25 protein-coding genes and 1 tRNA gene are annotated in these 19,797 nt (G+C 49.9%); 6 read left to right on the forward strand and 20 right to left on the reverse strand.

Annotated features, from left to right (window positions below):
* Nucleotides 1-23: 23 nt before the first annotated feature.
* From QMO62_RS18110 to rpsF, 12 genes are all read right to left on the reverse strand, one after another.
* A complete protein-coding gene (locus tag QMO62_RS18110) occupies nt 24-671 on the reverse strand; it encodes a hypothetical protein (protein WP_284643005.1) in 648 nt (215 codons plus the stop codon).
* A gap of 144 nt (nt 672-815) precedes the next feature.
* A complete protein-coding gene (locus tag QMO62_RS18115) occupies nt 816-2,099 on the reverse strand; it encodes an adenylosuccinate synthase (protein WP_284643006.1) in 1,284 nt (427 codons plus the stop codon).
* A gap of 212 nt (nt 2,100-2,311) precedes the next feature.
* Nucleotides 2,312-3,670 (reverse strand): replicative DNA helicase, encoded by a 1,359-nt coding sequence (gene dnaB, locus QMO62_RS18120; protein ID WP_372516686.1) that lies wholly within the window; start codon nt 3,668-3,670, stop codon nt 2,312-2,314.
* A gap of 30 nt (nt 3,671-3,700) precedes the next feature.
* Nucleotides 3,701-4,147, reverse strand: coding sequence for a 50S ribosomal protein L9 (gene rplI / locus QMO62_RS18125; RefSeq protein WP_284643007.1), 447 nt, complete (start codon nt 4,145-4,147; stop codon nt 3,701-3,703).
* The gene (locus QMO62_RS18130) at nt 4,144-6,105 is read right to left on the reverse strand and encodes a DHH family phosphoesterase (protein ID WP_284643008.1); all 1,962 of its coding nucleotides are present in this window, start codon (nt 6,103-6,105) and stop codon (nt 4,144-4,146) included. Before QMO62_RS18130 ends, rplI begins: the two co-directional genes overlap by 4 nt.
* A 36-nt stretch (nt 6,106-6,141) precedes the next feature.
* Nucleotides 6,142-7,053 carry a DUF2232 domain-containing protein gene (locus QMO62_RS18135; protein ID WP_284643009.1) on the reverse strand — a complete coding sequence of 304 codons (912 nt, stop codon included), beginning with the start codon at nt 7,051-7,053 and terminating at the stop codon, nt 6,142-6,144.
* 26 nt (nt 7,054-7,079) lie between these two features.
* A complete protein-coding gene (locus QMO62_RS18140) occupies nt 7,080-7,382 on the reverse strand; it encodes a MazG-like family protein (protein WP_284643010.1) in 303 nt (100 codons plus the stop codon).
* Between the two features lie 108 nt (nt 7,383-7,490).
* Nucleotides 7,491-7,907, reverse strand: coding sequence for a CBS domain-containing protein (locus QMO62_RS18145; RefSeq protein WP_284643011.1), 417 nt, complete (start codon nt 7,905-7,907; stop codon nt 7,491-7,493).
* Nucleotides 7,908-8,135: 228 nt separating this feature from the next.
* Nucleotides 8,136-8,915: a stalk domain-containing protein gene (locus QMO62_RS18150; RefSeq protein WP_284643012.1), complete on the reverse strand. Its 780-nt coding sequence runs from the start codon at nt 8,913-8,915 to the stop codon at nt 8,136-8,138.
* A gap of 143 nt (nt 8,916-9,058) precedes the next feature.
* Nucleotides 9,059-9,343 (reverse strand): 30S ribosomal protein S18, encoded by a 285-nt coding sequence (gene rpsR, locus QMO62_RS18155; RefSeq protein WP_284643013.1) that lies wholly within the window; start codon nt 9,341-9,343, stop codon nt 9,059-9,061.
* 49 nt (nt 9,344-9,392) lie between these two features.
* Nucleotides 9,393-9,881: a single-stranded DNA-binding protein gene (gene ssb / locus QMO62_RS18160; protein ID WP_284643014.1), complete on the reverse strand. Its 489-nt coding sequence runs from the start codon at nt 9,879-9,881 to the stop codon at nt 9,393-9,395.
* A gap of 43 nt (nt 9,882-9,924) precedes the next feature.
* Nucleotides 9,925-10,209, reverse strand: coding sequence for a 30S ribosomal protein S6 (gene rpsF, locus QMO62_RS18165; RefSeq protein WP_284643015.1), 285 nt, complete (start codon nt 10,207-10,209; stop codon nt 9,925-9,927).
* Between the two features lie 229 nt (nt 10,210-10,438).
* Between rpsF and QMO62_RS18170 the strand changes: the two genes are divergently transcribed.
* The 5 genes from QMO62_RS18170 to QMO62_RS18190 all read left to right on the forward strand — a co-directional run bounded on the left by QMO62_RS18170 (nt 10,439) and on the right by QMO62_RS18190 (nt 13,657).
* Complete coding sequence (locus tag QMO62_RS18170; RefSeq protein ID WP_284643016.1) at nt 10,439-10,624, forward strand: YjzC family protein; 186 nt, start codon at nt 10,439-10,441, stop codon at nt 10,622-10,624.
* Between the two features lie 79 nt (nt 10,625-10,703).
* Nucleotides 10,704-10,961 (forward strand): hypothetical protein, encoded by a 258-nt coding sequence (locus QMO62_RS18175; RefSeq protein ID WP_284643017.1) that lies wholly within the window; start codon nt 10,704-10,706, stop codon nt 10,959-10,961.
* Nucleotides 10,962-11,094: 133 nt separating this feature from the next.
* Nucleotides 11,095-11,523 carry a YhjD family protein gene (locus QMO62_RS18180; RefSeq protein WP_504928722.1) on the forward strand — a complete coding sequence of 143 codons (429 nt, stop codon included), beginning with the start codon at nt 11,095-11,097 and terminating at the stop codon, nt 11,521-11,523.
* Between the two features lie 178 nt (nt 11,524-11,701).
* A complete protein-coding gene (locus QMO62_RS18185) occupies nt 11,702-12,187 on the forward strand; it encodes a hypothetical protein (protein ID WP_284643020.1) in 486 nt (161 codons plus the stop codon).
* A 465-nt stretch (nt 12,188-12,652) separates the two neighbouring features.
* Nucleotides 12,653-13,657: a stalk domain-containing protein gene (locus tag QMO62_RS18190; protein WP_284643022.1), complete on the forward strand. Its 1,005-nt coding sequence runs from the start codon at nt 12,653-12,655 to the stop codon at nt 13,655-13,657.
* A gap of 353 nt (nt 13,658-14,010) precedes the next feature.
* Here QMO62_RS18190 and QMO62_RS18195 read toward each other — a convergent pair.
* From QMO62_RS18195 to QMO62_RS18210, 4 genes are all read right to left on the reverse strand, one after another.
* Nucleotides 14,011-14,101: transfer RNA gene (locus tag QMO62_RS18195), tRNA-Ser, on the reverse strand.
* Nucleotides 14,102-14,190: 89 nt separating this feature from the next.
* Nucleotides 14,191-14,421 carry a DUF951 domain-containing protein gene (locus QMO62_RS18200; protein WP_284643024.1) on the reverse strand — a complete coding sequence of 77 codons (231 nt, stop codon included), beginning with the start codon at nt 14,419-14,421 and terminating at the stop codon, nt 14,191-14,193.
* Nucleotides 14,421-15,344, reverse strand: a complete 924-nt coding sequence (locus tag QMO62_RS18205; protein ID WP_284644976.1) for a mechanosensitive ion channel family protein — start codon at nt 15,342-15,344, stop codon at nt 14,421-14,423. Before QMO62_RS18205 ends, QMO62_RS18200 begins: the two co-directional genes overlap by 1 nt.
* Before the next feature lie 24 nt (nt 15,345-15,368).
* Nucleotides 15,369-15,608 (reverse strand): putative Se/S carrier protein, encoded by a 240-nt coding sequence (locus QMO62_RS18210; RefSeq protein ID WP_284643026.1) that lies wholly within the window; start codon nt 15,606-15,608, stop codon nt 15,369-15,371.
* Between the two features lie 143 nt (nt 15,609-15,751).
* Here QMO62_RS18210 and yyaC point away from each other — a divergent pair, with 143 nt between their 5' ends.
* Nucleotides 15,752-16,366 carry a spore protease YyaC gene (gene yyaC / locus QMO62_RS18215; RefSeq protein ID WP_284643028.1) on the forward strand — a complete coding sequence of 205 codons (615 nt, stop codon included), beginning with the start codon at nt 15,752-15,754 and terminating at the stop codon, nt 16,364-16,366.
* On the opposite strand, the gene QMO62_RS18220 is transcribed toward yyaC, so the two are convergent.
* The 4 genes from QMO62_RS18220 to QMO62_RS18235 form a co-directional block, all read right to left on the reverse strand.
* Nucleotides 16,338-16,835, reverse strand: coding sequence for a DUF4446 family protein (locus QMO62_RS18220; RefSeq protein ID WP_284643029.1), 498 nt, complete (start codon nt 16,833-16,835; stop codon nt 16,338-16,340). The two genes, yyaC and QMO62_RS18220, sit on opposite strands and share 29 nt — an antisense overlap.
* A 32-nt stretch (nt 16,836-16,867) precedes the next feature.
* Nucleotides 16,868-18,022: an aminotransferase class V-fold PLP-dependent enzyme gene (locus QMO62_RS18225; protein WP_284643031.1), complete on the reverse strand. Its 1,155-nt coding sequence runs from the start codon at nt 18,020-18,022 to the stop codon at nt 16,868-16,870.
* 151 nt (nt 18,023-18,173) lie between these two features.
* Nucleotides 18,174-19,040, reverse strand: a complete 867-nt coding sequence (locus QMO62_RS18230; RefSeq protein ID WP_284643033.1) for a ParB/RepB/Spo0J family partition protein — start codon at nt 19,038-19,040, stop codon at nt 18,174-18,176.
* Complete coding sequence (locus tag QMO62_RS18235) at nt 19,037-19,795, reverse strand: ParA family protein (RefSeq protein WP_284643035.1); 759 nt, start codon at nt 19,793-19,795, stop codon at nt 19,037-19,039. Before QMO62_RS18235 ends, QMO62_RS18230 begins: the two co-directional genes overlap by 4 nt.
* Nucleotides 19,796-19,797 lie beyond the last annotated feature (2 nt).

A 19,797-nucleotide genomic window follows, 5' to 3' on the forward strand; every position in this document is an offset into this window, starting at 1 on the left:
ATCCTGTTTATCTTAAGCCGCCATTACGGCTTCAACAGCTTTAATAGATCCGCATACTCTTCCGGCTGCAGCCGCTTCTGAAGGATCTGTTCCAGCTCTTTCAGCTCCGAGGCTGTAATGCCATTCTCCATGAGCTTGGATATATACTGAATATCCTCCTGGGGCAGCTTCGAGATCACGCTGAAAATTTTATTCTTCTGCTCCTGCGTGAGCTCGTCCTTCTTCTTTGCGAATTCCTCTCCCGAAACGACAACCTTCCGGTCTTCCTCTGAGGTCATTGATGACACCGATTGACGGCTCCATACCGCAACCGCATCCTCCGGCGGCTTTCGTTCGGTCGTGCTGCTGGGCTTCGGCGTCTGCCCTCCGGTTTCCGTGCCCGTACGCTCCTGCTTCTTCTCATCCGTCGGATTGGCGCTCACCGCAGCTACCTCTCGATCCGCAGGCGGCTTCCCACTTCCCCCCATGCCCACCATCGAATCGAACTGCTTCGCCATATGGGATACCAGTTGATTCCACTGAATCGACTGACCTGCCTGCCTTGGAATATGGTACTGCTCCAATAATAGATCTACGTAGGAATTCACTGCAAAGAATGTCAGCGCCAAACAGCAAAGCGAGGTCACTACGGCGCTTACCGCCAGCTTTGCGAGCCATAGCATTAGTTTCATCCTGTCATCTCCTGCCCGATTTGAAAGTTCTCACCCCTCAGTATTCACTTTTTTCTGGGAAAACAATCCGTCAGGGCAAAGAAAAAAGCCCCCGTTCCCCGTCCGATTCGGATCGGACTTGGCTCGGGAGCCTGCTTGGCTTTATTAGAAAATAGACTTTACTTGGTTTGTCTGCTCGCGGTTGCGGCCTACGGAGAAGATGGCGATCGGAATGCCCGTCAGCTCGGATACGCGATCCACATAACGTCTTGCGTTCGCCGGCAGTTCGTCCAGCGTGCGCACATTGGAAATATCCTCGCTCCAGCCCGGCATTTCCTCATATACCGCTTCACACTCCGCCAGCATTTTCAGGCTTGCCGGATAGTGCTCGATGACTTCGCCGCGGTACTTGTAGGCGGTACAGATCTTTACGGTCTCCAGACCGGACAATACATCGATGGAGTTCAAGGACAAGCCCGTAATTCCGCTCACTCGGCGGGCATGGCGAACAACAACGCTGTCGAACCAGCCTACACGGCGCGGACGGCCTGTTACGGTGCCGTACTCGTTGCCGCGTTCACGAATCCAGTCGCCTGTCTCATTGTTTTGCTCCGTCGGGAACGGACCGTCGCCTACGCGGGTTGTGTAAGCCTTCGCTACACCGATAATTTGCTGAATCTTCGAAGGACCTACGCCGGAGCCGATACATACGCCGCCGGCCGATGGATTCGAGGAAGTAACGTACGGATACGTACCTTGGTCGATATCAAGCATCACGCCCTGTGCGCCTTCGAACAGCACCTTGCGGTTATCATCGATCAGATCGTTCAAAATAACGGATGTATCCGCTACATACGGACGAATCTTCTCGGCATAGCCCAGGTATTCTTGGATAATCGAATCCGCATCCAAACCCTTGGAGCCATATACCTGCTCGATCAGCACGTTCTTCTCCTTCACCAGATGGCGAACCTTCAGCTCAAACTCCTCCGCGTCCATCAGGTCCGCGATCCGGATGCCGTTACGGGCCGCTTTGTCCATATAGCAAGGACCGATCCCTTTGCGGGTCGTACCGATCTTGTTATCGCCCTTGCGCTCTTCTTCCAAGCCGTCGAGCAGCAGATGGTACGGCATGATGACATGCGCCCGGTCGCTGATCTTCAGGTTGTTCGTCGTAAAGCCGTTGTCGTGAATATATTGAATCTCTTCCAGCAGGGCACCCGGGTTGATGACCATGCCATTACCGATTACACAAATTTTATCTTCATAGAAAATGCCCGATGGAATCATCGTCAGCTTGTATTTCTTTCCTTCGATCAGGATCGTATGTCCTGCATTGTTACCGCCTTGATAACGAGCAACAACCTCAGCAGATTCCGCTAAGAAATCGGTAATTTTCCCTTTTCCTTCGTCGCCCCACTGGGTTCCGACTACCACTACCGTTGACATATTGCATTCCTCCGTCAGGTGGAATTTTCACCTAATATTAGCTTTCAGGCGCATAAGCACCCTAACTAGTGTAGCAGTGCAGTGCGTTAAAGTCAATAAAAACGAACAATGATAAAAGCCCCAATATCATTGTTCGGAAAACGTCCTCATATGTAAGGCAATTGCAGCCGCTTCGTTCGGAAACAGGCTGCTTTCACCGTATAGCATGTCACCTAAGCCGACTCATGATGCGTCCGGTCCAGGCTCACAAACTTATTAAAGTTCTTAAGGAATGCCAGCTCCACCGTGCCTACCGGACCGTTACGCTGCTTAGCGATAATAATTTCGATGATGTTCTTCTTCTCCGATTCCTTATCGTAGTAGTCATCCCGGTATAGGAACGCTACGATGTCGGCATCCTGCTCGATTGAACCGGATTCCCGAAGGTCGGACATCATCGGTCGCTTGTCTTGCCGCTGCTCCACGCCCCGGCTGAGCTGGGACAGAGCGATAACCGGCACATCCAGCTCACGAGCGATCTGCTTGAGCGTACGGGAGATCTCGGAGACCTCCTGCTGACGATTATCTCCTTTGCCTCGCCCGTGAATCAGCTGGAGGTAGTCGATCAGGATCATCCCGAGCCCTTTCTCCTTCTTCAGCCTCCGGCACTTGGCGCGAATGTCCGCTACGGTTACGGAAGGAGAATCGTCGATATAGATGTTCGCCTCGGACAGCGAGCCAATCGCCATCGTCAGCTTCTCCCAATCGTCCGGCTCCAGGAAGCCTGTCCGCATCCGTCCCGCATCGACATTGGCCTCGGCGCAGATCATACGCTGTACCAGCTGTGCGGCACCCATCTCGAGGGAAAAGATGGCAACGGTTTCTTTTTCCCGTACGCCGATATTTTGCGCGATATTCAGGGCGAACGCCGTCTTACCTACCGAAGGACGGGCCGCCACGATAATCAAGTCCGAGCGCTGGAAGCCGGACGTCATCTTGTCCAGGTCGGTAAAGCCCGACTTGATCCCCGTCGTACTGCCCTTCTGGTTGTAGAGGAACTCTACCTTGTCGAAGACCTCCATCAGCACATCCCGGATGGCGATGAAGCCGCTGCCCGAGCGCCGCTGCGAGATCTCCATAATGCGGTGCTCGGCATCGCTGAGCAGCATGCCGACCTCGTCCTCGCTGGCATAACCATTGCTGACGATTTGCGTAGCCGTGCGAATCAAGCGGCGAAGCAACGATTTCTCTTCGACGATTTGCGCATAATAATCGACGTTGGCCGCCGTCGGAACCGCATTCGCGAGCTCCGACAAATACTTGATGCCGCCGACCTCCTCCAGCTGCTTCTTGTCCTGCAGCCGGGCCGTCAGCGTCACCAGGTCTACCGGCTCGTTCGCCTCCGCGATCTCGATCATCGCTTCGTAGATCAACTGATGCGCGCCGCGGTAGAAGTCGTCGCTGTTGATGCGCTCCATCGCCGTTACCAGCGCGTCGCCGTCAAGCAAAATAGCGCCGAGCACCGCCTGCTCGGCTTCCAGATTTTGCGGAGGGATGCGATCTGTAAACATTAGCTCGTTGTTCATGCTCATGTCCGTCTCCTCCCCAGGATCAAGCTAAGCTTACTTCTCTTCGACAACATGAACCTTCAGCTTACCGGTCACTTCCGGATGGAGCTTCAAGACCAGCTCGGTCACACCCAGTGTTTTGATCGGCTCGTCCATGACAATCTTGCGTTTGTCCAGCTTGTAGCCCATTTTCTCCAATGCCTCGGCTACCTGCTTGTTCGAAACCGCTCCGAACAGACGTCCGTCCGCTCCCGACTTCGCCTTCACCTGTACACTCAGCTCCTCCAGCTTTCGTGCCAGCTCCTGCGCGTCCGCCTTCTCCTGGGCCTTCTTCTTGTCTTCGGCTTTCTTCTGATTCTCCAGTGTCTTTACCGCACCCTGGCTTGCCGGAGCCGCCAGCTGTTGCTTGAATAGGAAGTTTTGTGCATAGCCTTCGGATACCTCTTTGATTTCACCCTTCTTACCTTGGCCCTTTACATCTTTCAAGAAAATAACCTTCATTCGAAAAGCCCCTCCTCCGCATGTATCTCACTCAAAATTTGCTTTAATTTTTGTGTTGCTTCCCCTACCGTGCCTTCCATTTGGGTTGCGGCATTCGTTAAATGTCCGCCGCCGCCCATCCGTTCCATCACGACCTGGACATTCATCTGACCTAAGGAACGGGCGCTAATGCCAATCATGCCGTCCGGGCGTTCGCTGATCACGAAGGACGCCATAATGCCTGTCATAGTTAACAATGTATCAGCTACCTGAGCAATCAGCAACTGAGAAAATTTACGTCCCGGCTCCGTGACGGCGAGCGCGATGTGGTCGTAAATAACGACCGCGTTCTTCACCATCTCCGCTTTCTTAATGTAAGCGTCCAAGTCCTCCTTCAGCAGCCGCTGAATCAAGGAGGAGTCCGCCCCGTTGCGTCGAAGGAACGATGCCGCTTCGAACGTCCGTGCGCCGGTGCGAAGGCTGAAGCTTCGCGTATCCACCACGATCCCGGCCAGCAGCGCCGTCGCCTCAAGGACGCCCATGGTCATCCGCTCGTGGAAATACTGCAGCAGCTCCGTCACGAGCTCACAGGTGGAAGAAGCATAAGGCTCCATGTACACCAGCGTCGCGTCGTGAATGAACTCCTCGCTTCGGCGGTGATGGTCGACCACAAACTTGCGGTGCGTCAGCTGCAGCAGCTTCGGCTCGGCCACCATAGAGGCCTTGTGCGTATCCACCACCACGGCTAAGGAACGGCTGTTCGTGATCTGCAGCGCCTGCTCCGGTGTAATAAACCATCGGTTCAGCTTTTCATCCTCATACAATGTCTCCATCAGCTTCTGGATCGACGGATTGACGCCCTCCAGCACAATATAGCCCTCTTTATTGCTTATGTGCGCCATCTTGAGCACACCGATCGCAGCACCGATGGAATCCATATCCGGTATGCGATGGCCCATAATGATGACCTTGTCGCTGTCCTTGATTAAGTCTCTTAAGGCATGCGAGATGACCCTCGCTCTTACGCGGGTTCGCTTCTCCACGGCATTCGTTCGTCCGCCGTAGAATGACAGCCGCTCGCCTACCTTGACCGCCGCCTGGTCGCCGCCGCGGCCCAGCGCCATATCCAAGCTCGTCTGCGCCCACAGCCCGAGCTCCGTCAGCGACGTCGAGCCTGAAGCGATTCCGACGCTAAGCGTCATCGGCAGCTTATTCTCGATGGTGATATCTCTGACCTCATCCAGAATTTCAAAGCGCGACTGCTCCAGCGACTTGAGCGCCTTTTGGTCCATCAAAATCAAGTATCTGTCGGAAGCGGTCCGGCGCAAATAAATGTTGTTCTTCTGCGCCCATTCGGAGATTTCTCCCGTCACCTTGGCCATCATAATGCTGCGGGTCTGGTCGTCCATCCCCTGCGTCGCTTCCTCCAGGTTGTCCATCATGACGATACCGATGGCCAGCTTTTCTTCTTCATAGCGGGAGGCGAGCGTTTTGAAGGCCGTGATTTCACGGAAATAAAGCAGCCTCTCATCCGGCTTGATCTGCACCTCGTAGATGCTCTTACCGACGGTCAGCTCCAGCTTCAGCTCTTTCTCCTTCCGGTTCTTCAGTCCCGGGAACATCTCCAGCAGCGATTCGCCGATTAGGGAATCCTCCCCCAGCATTTTGGCTACGAACGGATTATGCCACTCGATGACCTTATCCTCGCTGTACAGCAAAATCCCGAGGGGCAGCTCATGAATGACCTCACTGCCCGCCCGCTTCACTCGATGCGACAGCGTCGTGACATACTCGTTCAAATCCTTGCGGAAAGCTTGCTCCGCCTGAACCGTGAAGTAAACAAGCGCCGCGCATAGAAACAGGGCGATCACGCTGATCACCCAATTGTACAGAAACAAAATAAATATCAAGAGCGTGAGCAAAGCGAATATCCAAACGATATGCATCCCGTGCCATCGCTTCAACAGGAACTTCGGCATTTCATTCGACTCCTATCTTTTCCACCACAAAAGTAATCACTTGCGAGCAGCCAGACGATCGCGGATCGGGAATGCCACATCGAACACACCCAGTAAGCTTATCACAAAATACGCCGGCGGGAAGACGAAGAGCGAGATGATGCCGATAATCGGCAAAGCCCGGTTCCAGCCCTTGGAATACGCCACATAAAACAAGAAGGCAATCCCTTGAACCGCAAATGCAAAGGTGAGCAGCGGCATCAGGTTAAGCAGCAACGTAAAGAATACCGAATGCGTATCTCTCACGAACATCTCCATGATCAGAGAGATGAGGTAGAACCACACGAACGACTTCGGAAGCATCCATTCCCGGATCGGTTTGTATTTCGGAATCGATTCTCCGGAGCGTACAAGCGCTTTGCGAGCCAGCCAATGCGTGACGACCGCGTAAAATAGGCCGAAGCCTATCATATACACCGGCAGCATCTGTGTCATGAGCTGGACCAGGATATCCTTATCCATAGGAATGAGCTCCTGCAGCTGCGGAGGAAGGCTATTCAGGCTCCCCAGCATGAACTGCTTCATCTTCCCCAGCGGGTTCAGCCCAAACAGCTGGCTGACCACCAGGCCCAGCAGCAGCTCTCCAAGCAGGGTTACCGTTCCTGCGGTAATCACCGAGCGTGCGGATGCGCGCTTCTTGTACAGGTTGCCCATCTGGATTACCGGCGGCAGGAAGAACAGCGCGATGGACAGGATAAGCGCTCCTACCCATCCGGCCGAAATCGAGGAGACAACCAGATAAACCACAGCCAAGCTAATCGCATAGTGCAAAGCGAACCGTTTGGCAGGGAGCTTCGTGTACATCACGAGCACAGGCACCATGACCAAGGCGGATGTCACCATATTGATCACAGGCAGGAAAAACATCGAAAGCAAAATAAGAATATACACGATGCTCCATGTGAGCATGCGAGACTTCTGCGTCTCCAAACTGTTCACCTCTTACGCAAATGATCTTCCAATGCGGAAATATCGCCGTACCATTCCTCGAGCTGATGCCCTTCTTCCCGATGCTTCTTCATCTTGTCGAGCACCGCTTCATCGAGGCTGCGCAAGGAGATGCCAAGCCGGCGACCGAGTATATAGCAGCAAGCGACAAGACTTGCCAGGCCGTCTATCATTTTATGCTGGCTGCCTTCCCATATGCCCTTGAGCAAATGAGCCATCTGGTCTACCAGCTCGGTCTTCAGCCATTCGATGATCTTGGCACGCTTGGCCAAATCCATGTCCCTATCCATCCACTACAAGCCGCCTCTCCCCTAATCGGACTTGTTCGTCCGCCGGTCGCCCGACTTGCCAGAAAACCGGCGGCACCTGATTGATTTTCATTTCATTATACCACACTTTTACACTCTTTGTTCGGCTTGCCACAGCTTGAAGCAATAATCGATAATTTCTCTCCTGCGGATAATTCCTATGAAAACCTCATTATCATCAATGACGGGTACATAGTTCTGATTGGTCGCAAGGGTGATCAGGTCCTGCATATTTTGTGCGATCCGGACGGGCTTGATCGTCATATGCTGCGGCACATCCTTCAGCTGCACACGGTGTGCATTCTCGAAGCCTATCTCCGGAGAACGCTTCAGCTTCCATAGCAGGTCCCCCTCGGTAATCGTGCCTACATACTTGCCGTCATCATCCACTAGCGGCACCGCCGAATAGCGGTGATATTCCATCCGTTCCAAGGCTTGACGCATGGTCGAATGAGGAGATAAATAAATAACGTCATCCTTGGGCACGAGAAAAAAAGCAATATTCACAGCTCTCCCTGCCTTTCATCGGGTCTTTGGAATCTCACGAACGATTCACCGGTTCATGCCAACCCCTTCATCATACCATCTTCTCCCCCTCAGGGAAAATGTAGGTGCAGGCTCTACAGCCATTGTCCACTATCTTATCTATATGTTACCGCTGTCATGGAAGATACTTCATTACAACAAAAACAGCAGAACCTCCGGTTCTGCTGCCATACATCTAAAGCAAATCTCCTACGGGAGCTGCTTCTGAATATCCTTTAGGGCAAGCTCGCGTATCACTTTGTTGGTCTGCGCCAAATTCCGCTGTACCACTTGCACGGTATAATACATACTCGATTTCATAGATGAGGTTAAGGACGTATCGTTCTTCGAAGCAACCCATAGCTGAAGAATGCCCTTCGTATTATTCAGCTGCTCTATTGCTTTGCTTTGGCTCTGGATGATGTCGATAATTTTATTTTCGATCTTGACCTTCTCGGCTACCTTTAGCGCCAACACCATGACGTCCGTTTGCTGTTGAGCAAGGCTTTGAAGGTCAGCGTTCAACGTAAAGGAAGCGTCCGTCGTGTTATCCAGCTCCTTGAAAGCACCTAGCCGCTCCGTAAAGGACCATATTTCCTGATCGAGCTCATGCAGCGTCTGATATACCTGCTTGATCAGCTCCAGCTCCTTCTGTTCTTGCGTTAGAACCGGCTGCGGCTGCCCCTGCCCTTGTGCAGGCGATGATGCCCCCGAATTGGCCCCCACGGACTTCGTCTGGTCCAATGCGACACTGACACTATAGGAGGCGTCATTCCATGTCACCTCGGCCCCTAACTGCCTTAGCAGATAGATGGGCACCATAGTCCGCCCTTTGTAATTGATCGCCGGAACATCCTCTACCTTCAGCTCCTGCTCCCCCGCCTGTACCTTTACAACCGGATTTCCTTCGAATTCCCCATTCAAGGTTGAAGCACTGGCTATATTCGTTATACCGAGCAGCAGCAGCATCGTGAGTATCCCTTTTTTCATCTGCGTCCCTCCCCCTTACCTTCGTTTTTCGTATGTATCCAACAATATTACTATAAATCATTTGCCGCACGGAATGATAGTCATGTAAACAACAAAAAACGGCACACCTAGCTGCTAGGTCTGCCGTTCTCTGTCCAATCAACCTATTCGGTTGTGTAAGGAAGCAATGCAATCGTACGAGCACGCTTGATCGCGATAGTCAGCGCACGCTGATACTTCGCGGAAGTTCCTGTTACACGACGAGGCAGGATTTTGCCGCGCTCGCTGATGAACTTCTTAAGCGTCTCGATATCTTTATAATCGATGTGCTTGATCTTGTTCACGGTGAAGTAGCAAACTTTACGGCGCTTGCCGCCTTTTTTGCCACGACCGGAGAACTTGCGCTCGCCGCGATCTTCGCCACCGGATTCTCTCTTTTGGAAAGCCATTCTGTTTCATCCCTTTCTGTTATGGAGTGTTCGTCCACCCTAAGCTAGCTTAGAATGGCAAATCATCATCGGAAATATCAATCGGTCTGCCGTCATCCTGGAATGGATCCTGGTTGTCACGTGCACCACCGCTGTAGCCGCCGCGGTTACCACCGCCGCCTTGACCACCACCGCTGCTAGGAGGAGGCGTAAAGCCACCATCTTCACGGTTTCCGCTATTCGCAGATTCCAAGAAACGCACATTGTCTGCAATGACTTCCGTCACATATACGCGCCGACCTTCATTGTTGTCATAGTTGCGCACTTGAATGCGGCCCTCTACTGCAGCCAATCGTCCTTTACGAAGGTAATTCGCACACGTCTCCGCCAATTGACGCCAAGTTACGACAGGGATAAAATCCGCTTCGCGCTGGCCTCCTTGTCCCGAGAACGGGCGATCCACCGCAAGGGTAAACTGAGTCACTGCAACTCCTGCCGGCGTATAACGCAGCTCAGGGTCGCGGGTCAGTCTGCCGATCAGAATGACACGATTCAACACTGGTAAACCCTCCCGGAATTCGAATTACGAATCAGTAATGCAATTAAGCTACGTCTTTAACGATCAGGTAACGAATGATTTCGTCGGAAATCTTCATCACACGGTCAAGCTCATTGATTACGTCATTGTTAGCATTGAAATGAACCAATACATAATGACCATCACGAAGCTTGTTGATCTCATACGCAAGACGGCGCTTACCCATTACATCGGATTTCGTAATTTCGCCACCGTTGTTGATGATGTTCGCGAACTTCTCCACTGTTGCTGCAACCGCATCTTGGTCCAGCTCGGGACGAATAATGTACATCACTTCATATTTGCGCATGTTGTCACCTCCTTTTGGACTAAACGGCCCCTGGAATCAGGAGCAAGGAGCGAGAAGAAAATACATTCGTATCAAAACTCGCACCATAACACTATAGCAAAAACCAAGCCTCAAGGCAAGCGCATTGCCAGCATGTTCCGACAAAAACCGGTTTGGTAATTATTTATCATCATGCGCGCGCCAGTTCAAGGAGAATCTAACAGCAGAACGACACAGGAGGTGACCTGGCATGGGTGAATGGACACAGTTCCGTCCCGGCGATCATGCGCCGAATGATGGCGAATATATGGAGGTTGGCGAGAACGCGATTCACACAGGGATTAACAATCCTAAGATCGTGACCCTGAAGAAGGGCGATCGTTTCCCGGAAACCACCAACCATAACCGCAAGTGGAAAAAAGTATTCCGCGGCTAACCAGAATCCGGCGGAGCTTGTTGCCAAGGACTTGTCCTGGGCGGAGCTCCGCCCTCATCGACCAAAAGGAGAATCAGCGATGAAATATACGTTAACCTTTTACTTTACCCTGCTGGGGATCGCGCTTTGCTTTCTTCACTTCATCGGACATGAGAACGATGCCGTGTACCTTCTTTTTTATTCCCTTAGCGTTCCTGCCTGGATCTGGCCGCTCTTTGAATATACCGATGTAAACTTCATTATGCTGTATTTGACAACAATCGTATCGTGGACATTGATCGGCTATTTATGCGATCGCTTCGCTTACATGGGCCGTTCCCGCCGAAAACAATCATAATGCTCAATCGATATGTGAACTCACGCTCTTTCCATCGGAACCTTGGAGTGTGAGTTTTTTGTGTTTCTTGACTAAAATCAGTACTATCGAACATAATAGAACATATGTTCTATTATGGGTGGTGATTTCTTTTATGTCAAGGTCGATCACAACCGAAGAACTCCGATTTATTAAACAATTCCTGTTGCTTCCCCTCCTTATTGCAGCTTTTGATCGTGATTCCAAACGGATTGCCGCTGTCGTTAAGACTCCTGGCCCTTATGTACATGCCCTCCACAGGGCAATGAAGCGAGTAACGATCGATTTGAATGAGGTCAGTCTGCATCTTGAGAAGAACGGAATCAAGGTATATGACTGCGAACGTACCTCTGCCGGGATTCGCACGGAATATCAATGTCGCGGCATTCTAGGTGAATTCGGAATACTTAACGATTCTTTACGAAAGGAGGCGGAGACGCTCATGAGGCGTTATCTGGGCGAAGACACTTCTTCTTCCTTTCATACGACGGAGCTTCCCATGTTGGACCTGCAAGAAAAGCTTCCATCGAAACCATTCCATTGAAGCTTTTTTGGGAACATAAGGAATCCCTGAGCACAGACCAGAGTCTCATATTTCTACGGAAAAAGACGGAACGTTCTATTGCTTTTAGACAAATAGTTAGGTATTATACATATTGTATCAACAATGATACAATATGTCTCGTAAAAGGACGGTGATACTTTTGTTTCTACATAGGAGAATGCTGATTTTTTCCGGCTTGATGGCTTCCCTCCTTATCCCAAGCACAGCCCTTGCAGAGGAGATGGTGCCACCCTTGGAAACAGTAACTACCCAGGAAGCGATCACCCAGAATGCAAGTCTGCAGGTCGAAATTGATCAGATCGTTTATGGCGGAGATGAACCCATTCATATAAAGGGCGTCATCCATCAAAACTATCAGATTACGGAAAACGCCAATAAGTCATTGGTAGTCCTTCATTCCAATGCTCATGGCATCAGAGGCACGGGTCTGAACTCAGGAGAGCCTTACGTTGGTGCCGGCAGCACCATATGTATCATTAATGATAACCAATTCTCTTATGAGACGACCTATGTAGATAATTTCCTTCTAATAGGTAAAGGTAAATTAAGCGATTATAAGCTTCATTATAACTACCATCTTACACAGAATGCCAACGGGGTTTGGACGGCACAGGTAGATCACTTGAACATTATAAAAAAATAATGCGAGGGAGTTACGCCAATGAAGAAAAATTATGAAAGTCCGGTAATCACAAAGCACGAAAAAATTGCATTCGAGACATGCATTTCCGGAACATGCGGACCACCGGGCGGACCACCGAACGAATGGCCTTTGCCCAAGCCACCAAAAGGATAACCCATCTCCACCATTTAAAAAATTGAATGAATTCATCAAAGCAGGCCCTGCCTCCACAGAGGAAAGGCTGCTTTTTTCCTTTTCAGCTTCGCCAAAGCAACTTTTCATTCTTATCATCACCGGTTTGCAAGAATGAAAATTCGTTGCATATAAATCAAATAAGGGCCAGCTTGCAAGCTGGCTTTATTTGATGGTTAAGGAGCGATGATTTTGATGACAACCCTATGGCGAGCCCTCCCCATTAGGATCTTGTTTTGGGTCCTGCTGCTTTCTATTTTTCCTTCCCAATGTATTTATTCCGCAGGAACGACTGTGAATGTTTACCTTAATGGGGAACGGATTCACTTCACTGATGTGCAGCCTGTGATTAAAGACGGCAGAACACTCGTCCCCTTTCGAAAGCTATTCGAAACTCTTGGCTTTTCGGTACAATGGTCCGATACCGGTAGTTTACGGCAGGCTATCGGAGTGAAGGAAGGACTCGAAATCAGGTTGACCATCGACCACAACGAAGCGGCCGTAAACGGCAGTACCGTTCCTTTAGACGTTCCTGCACAGATCATCGATAGCAGTACCATGGTTCCGCTTCGCTTTGTCTCCGAGAATAGCGGCTATCAGGTCACTTTCTCCACCACGGGAAGCGAAGCTACCGTTCAAATCCGTACAGCCGTCTCAACTACGCAGGTAGAGCCTTATGTCGTTAAGGGCCGGGTCGTCGATGCCAAGGGCAAGCCTGTAGAAGGAGCCGACATCTTCGCCGATAACCAGCTTCTTTACAACAGCAACCTGCTAACCGTTACCGATGCAAATGGGTATTATCGGATCGAACTGCCGCTTTTGGCCACCACCTGGAATATGGGTGGCTCCCATACCATAGAAGGATATGTTGTGGACCTAACCCCCGAGATCGACAAGCCCTTCGCGGGGAATACAGGCGCCATCCGTAATTTCACCATCGAATCGGAAACCGTCAAGGGTGAGCTGTATCTTTATATGGACTTGAATAGCTTCATAGAGGGGTATAGCGAAAACCAAGTAGAGTTAACTCTTACCCCTGTGGGTCCGTTGGCGGGTGGAAGCTCCGGAAAGGTCATCACTGGGCATGGCTATAACTTCCCAGGCGGCTTCGGCATGAAAGATGTGCCGGTCGGGACATATAAGGTGACTGCCAAACATACTTCAACGGATGGTGCGTCCAAACAGCTTCTCGTCCGTAAAAGAAACAAAGGGCAATTTGCCGAGTCGGCAGAAATTGAATTCAGCCCGCTCGTTGAAGGAATTTATCAGACTGAGGTTGAAGTGAAAGCCCCTAAATAATCGAAAAGCGTCGGCTTCCAGGTGGAATTCCCCCTTCGAACCGGCGCTTGTTCGGCTAACAGAAGCACTACGGATCCGCGGAATGGGAGGGGCGCCATCTCCTGCTGGGGAATGCAGGCTGCTTTGGACAATACGCAGGCATCCTAGCTTCACTTGGGGCTTCTCCCCTCACGCAACCGGACTTTCACCTGCTAGAAGACGAGTTCGCTTTCTGGGCACGCTAAGCACTAAAAAGCGACTCCCTTAGGAGTCGCTTATTTGTATTATATATGGCAGGAAGATTTCACTTCCCACGTGTTCTTTCCCGCCTAACAAAAAAAAACGACCTTACTGGTCGTCGGCTTGTGTATGTATGGCGGAAAGAGTGGGATTCGAACCCACGCACGGCTTGCGCCGCCTAGCTGATTTCGAGTCAGCCCCCTTGGGCCTCTTGGGTACCTTTCCGCGTTTCAAAGGGACAAGGACTATAATAGCACAGGTCTTATCCCTTTGCAACCCCTGTTTAAAGCCTTTTTTTGCCTTGCTTTCCCCTGCTACTCTTTCTCTTTTTCGCCCGCATTCGGCTCGGTTGAAGCCGTCGATCGCAGCACTTTCTTCAGCTTGCTCTCGAACTTCGCTCTAGGCACCAGCACACTATGCTTGCAGCCTACGCACTTGATCCGAATATCCATCCCCATGCGGATAATTTCCATTTCATTTGTTCCACAGGGGTGCGGCTTCTTCATCATGACGACATCGCCCAACTGATATTCTTTCTTTTCCACTACTGCCCGACCGCCCTCTCCGACCTTTGGAAGGTGACCATCTTAGGATAAGGAGCCTCGATCCCATTGGCCTCGAATGCCCTCTTTATCACACCATTCAATTCACGTGCTACCACAGCGTGCATATTTGGCTTGCATTCTACAGTTACTCTCAGGGTTACATCCGTTGCCCCAAGCATCTGTACACCCAGAACATCCGGCGCCTTTACCATATTCACATTCGTTTCGTAATTAGCCTTTACAGCCTCTTCCAATACCCGAACGGCCTTATCCAGATCCGCCTCATAAGCCACCTGCACATCAACGATAGCTAAGGAGTTATGCACAGAAAAATTCGTAACCTGCTGAATAGTCCCATTGGGGATAATATGTACTTCTCCAGTCCAGCTCTTCACTCGGGTAACTCGCAAACCGATTTCCTCCACAGTTCCTTTGAGCTGTCCGATCTGAATTACGTCGCCGACCGCGAATTGATCCTCAAATATAATGAAAAAGCCGGTGATTACATCCTTCACTAAGCTCTGTGCGCCGAACCCGATGGCGAGTCCAAGCACACCGGCCCCTGCCAGCACCGGCGCCAAACTCACGCCGAACTGTGCCAAAATCATCAGAATCATGATAAAATTCACGACATACGTGAGGATATTGCCCATCAGCTTGCCAATGGTTTTCGTCCGCCGCCGATCGAACTTCAGCGGGCTTCGCTCCCGTTCCACCATCATATGCTCCAAGGCTTTCAACGAAACCTTTACAATCACTCTACCTATGATGAAAATAAGAATAATTTTTACAAGAACTAGGAATAGATTTGTCCATACATTCGGGTCCGTGATATAACCGAGCAGCTTTTCTTTAAACTGCAGCCAGGTGGCTTCCATGTTTTCTCCCTCCGCCTCCCCATTGGAAACAAACCATACTAACATTTTATTCAAGCGTCCTTACCTGCCTTACAGATCAATGGTAACATACTTATCATCCTTTTTAAAATAAATGCCCCTTATTTCTACCTTTTCTTCGGCAATAATTTGTTTTACTGCCTCCAGCTCCTCTTCCGGAAACTCTAAGGACAAAGCACAGCCCGCGGTGATTTCCTTTGGTGTCGGGCACATATCGTTCTCGATCTCCGCATACTCCAGAAGCATCTCTGCTCTCAACGCCTGCTGCGTGGAATCAAAAGCCATAAGCATCCAGAAATCAGCCCCTTCCCCGTTCATTCAGCTTGTCTAGCAAACGTAAGAATGAATTTACTAGCCCACGTATAAAAATGGAGTTTCACTCGTATACTAGTAAAAATCGCCTTACCATTCCTTCCCTACTGGAGGACAACCATATGAAACTTCCTTTTCATAGAGACAACCCTAAGCCCAAAGAGAATGAAATCATCAAAATCATGCATTCCGAAACCAACAGCATCGAGCTGCTTTCCGAAAAGCTTTCAACTGCACTTCATTCGGTTTCTCCCGATCAGCCGGTGGTTGTTGTCTGTGTGGGAACGGATCGCTCGACCGGGGACTCGTTAGGACCGCTGGTCGGCACTCACTTAAAAAAATCGAACATTGACGATCTTCATTTATATGGTACGCTGGATCATCCCGTCCATGCCATGAATTTAAATGAAACGTTAACCACCATTTATCAGCATTTCAATAATCCGTTTATCATTGCGGTCGATGCATGTCTTGGTCAGCTCACCAGCGTGGGCTGCATTCAGCTTGGCAATGGTCCGGTGAAGCCCGGTGCCGGCGTCAACAAGGAGCTCCCCCCTGTCGGCAATATGCACGTAACAGGCATTGTCAACGTCGGCGGATTTATGGAGTATTTTGTGCTTCAAAACACGCGGCTCAGCTTAGTTATGAATATGTCTGAGGTCATTGCCAAATCGTTTCAGCAAGCACTAAAAGGTATCAATCGGAGATCTACTGCTTCTTTTGCAAAGATCGAGTAAGCACTTCCTTCTCTTCCGGAGAAAGAGTATATTTCGACTGCCCTTGTTCTACCGGCTTGGCATAAACAAAGGTGTGGTCACGATTGTGTATTCCCGATAAGATGATGCCATCCATCTCGTCATCCACCAAAGCGAGCGAGAAGCTCAGGTCACTTCCGCTCTCAGCAAAAGCGTTATACCGCTGGATCGCGATATTCGATTTCATCTTCTGCATTCGCTGCTGCATAGCCAGTATCGTTTGCTCTTGTTGATCCATTCTTTTTGATTGATCATTACAACGGTTTTGCAAATCAATCAGCACTTGCTCCAAGTCCAAGCTTCCCGATCCGTTCAGCATCTTCTGATAGGATTTGCGAAGCTTATTTATTTTCACCCATAAGCTTATGACTACAATCAAGAACAACAACGTAACGATTCCTGCAAAAAACAGCACTACTTCAACCGGTAATCCGGACAGCGTCTCTCCCATACGGCTATGCCCCCCACGTTTCTTTCTCTATATCACTTCATGTGCTGTGCGATTTCCTTAACGGCACCGATCAATTGGTCAATCTCCGAAGCCTTCGTGTAAAAGCCTACGCTCGCCCGAACCGCCCCTTTATCCAGCGTACCGGCCATTTCGTGAGCAAGCGGTGTACAATGATACCCGGCCCTGACAGCGATTTGAAAGGATTGATCCAAAATAAAAGCCACCTCTGAGGAATCCGCCTGCCCCACGTTAAAGGAGACGATGCCGGTTTTATTTTGTCCGATTTCCGGTCCATATATAGTGATACCTTCAATTTCCTGAAGTCCTTGCATCAGTCTCTGAGTAAGCTCCCACTCTCTCTTGTGAATGCTCTCCACCGTTTCCTCCAGAATAAGCTTCACGCTCTCCGCAAGTCCCGCAATTCCTACTGTATTCGGTGTACCGGCTTCATAACGATCAGGACGCACAAGGGGCTGTTCTATGGCCTCGGACTGGCTCCCTGTTCCGCCATGAAGTAAAGGCTCCAGATCGATCCCAGGATGGATGTACAGCCCTCCTGTGCCCTGTGGACCCAACAGGCTCTTGTGGCCGGGAAAAGCCAGCATGTCGATGCCCATTCCCTCGACATCGATTTCCAGCGTTCCTGCGCTTTGGGCAGCATCAAGCAGCAGCTTGACACCCTTTTTCCGACACAATTCACCAAGCTCTGCAATCGGCAATATGCTCCCCAGCAGATTGGAGCTATGCGTACAAACCATCAATGTGGTTTGGTTCGTCATTTGTCGTTCCACTTCATTCACATCTATGTGACCGCGGTTATCCGTTTGAATATAGGTTACCTGAATGTTTCTGGTTCTCTTCAAATATTCAAGCGGCCTTCTCACCGAATTGTGCTCTACGGCAGTGCAAATTACATGATCTCCTTCTTTTACGAATCCCTTAATGGCAAGATTTAATGCCATGGTCGTATTCAAAGCATATACAATATCATTCGGATTTTTCACTTTAAACAGCTTTGCCAGCCGTTTGCGTCCTTCAAACAGCACACGACTTGCTTGAACAGCCATCTGATGGCTTCCCCGTCCCGGATTTGCCGCGGCTTGTTCCATGCTCAGCCTCATGCCTTCCAACACTTGGGGTGGTTTAGGCCAAGAGGAAGCTGCGTTATCAAGATAGATTAAGCTCATTTCACGTCACCTGCTTTCTTACCAGTATTAGTAATATTGACCTGTATGTACAAGGTCCAGCAATGAAGTACTGTCTATAATCATAAAGATAGCATACCCAGTGTGCCGGACGCCCATTGCATCGGCCATCATCCAGGTATGCTATCTTATATTACGATGTTTTTCCTTGCAGAAGCTCCAATAACCGATCCAAGTCGTCTTTGGAATAATATAAAAGCTCGATCTTTCCTTTATTATTGCTGTGCTTTATTTTCACTGTAGTTCGATACACTTCTCTCAGAGATTCTTCCAGCTGATTAATGTAAGGATCCTTGCGCACCGCTTTCGGTTTGATTTTCTTCATGTCCTGCAGCGTTTCGAGCTTCTTCACTTCTTCCTCCAGCTGACGAACGCTCCACTCTTCGCGAATCGCCGTTTCAGCCAATGCCCGAATCAGCTTTTTATCCTTCAAACCGGCAATTGCTTTGGCATGACCCATCGACAATGTTCCACGTGAAACATATTGCTTCACTTCCTCCGGTAACTGGAGCAGTCTCAAGAAATTCGCAATATGCGATCGGCTCTTTCCCACCTTAACGGAAAGCTCTTCTTGAGTTAAAGAAAATTGATCGATTAACGCTTGATAAGCCGCCGCCACTTCCATGGCATTAAGATCTTCACGCTGAATGTTCTCGATCAAGGCAATTTCCATTACTTGTTGATCGGTAAACTTTTTAACGACAGCTGGTATCGTTGGAAGGTTACAGACCTGGGAAGCACGATACCGCCTTTCCCCGGCTATGATTTCGTAGCCCTTCAGCACGCTTCGAACGATAATCGGTTGAATGACACCATGCTCTTTGATCGAAGTTGCCAACTCTTGAATGGATTCTTCATCGAAATGACGTCTTGGCTGATACGGATTGGCTCTAAGCTGCGATAGCGGAATTTCGACGACTTTATCGTCTTCATTAATGCTAAGTGCCGGCAAGAGTGCATCTAAGCCCTTACCTAAGCCTTTCCCTAACCCCTTACTCACAGTGAGATCACTTCCTTTGCCAGCTCCAGATACACTTCTGCACCTTTAGAGCGAGGATCATAAGTGATGATCGATTGCCCGTGGCTGGGCGCTTCACTTAGTCTGACATTCCGAGGAATAATGGTTTGGTAAACCTTCTGTTGGAAATACTTCTTCACTTCTTCAATGACTTGCATTCCAAGATTCGTGCGTGCATCAAACATGGTTAATAGCACGCCTTCGATTTGAAGAGTGGTATTCAAATGCTTCTGAACCAACCGCACCGTGTTCAACAGCTGACTCAAGCCTTCTAGAGCATAATACTCACATTGGATTGGAATAATTACGGAATCTGCGGCTGTCAACGAGTTGACAGTAAGGATGCCTAACGACGGAGGACAGTCGATCAAGATATAGTCGAATTGGTTCTTCACGAGCTGAAGAGATTTCTTCAGCCTGACTTCCCGAGAAATGGTAGGTACCAGTTCGATCTCCGCACCCGCCAATTGAATGGTTGCAGGAATAATCTTTAAATTCGGAATCGCCGTTTCTACCATCGCATCCTTAGGATGAACATCATTGATTAATACGTCATAGATACAATAATTCACGTCGGCTTTATTGACACCGATGCCGCTAGTCGTATTTCCTTGCGGATCGATATCAACTAACAGCACTCGTTTACCTAGAGATGCCAGTGACGCGCCCAAATTCACAGATGTCGTGGTTTTCCCAACTCCGCCCTTTTGGTTCGTTATGGCGATGGTTTTAGACAAAA

The sequence above is a fragment of the Paenibacillus silviterrae genome (assembly GCF_030167925.1).
In the GTDB taxonomy this organism is placed as follows: Bacteria; Bacillota; Bacilli; order Paenibacillales; family NBRC-103111; genus Paenibacillus_G; species Paenibacillus_G silviterrae.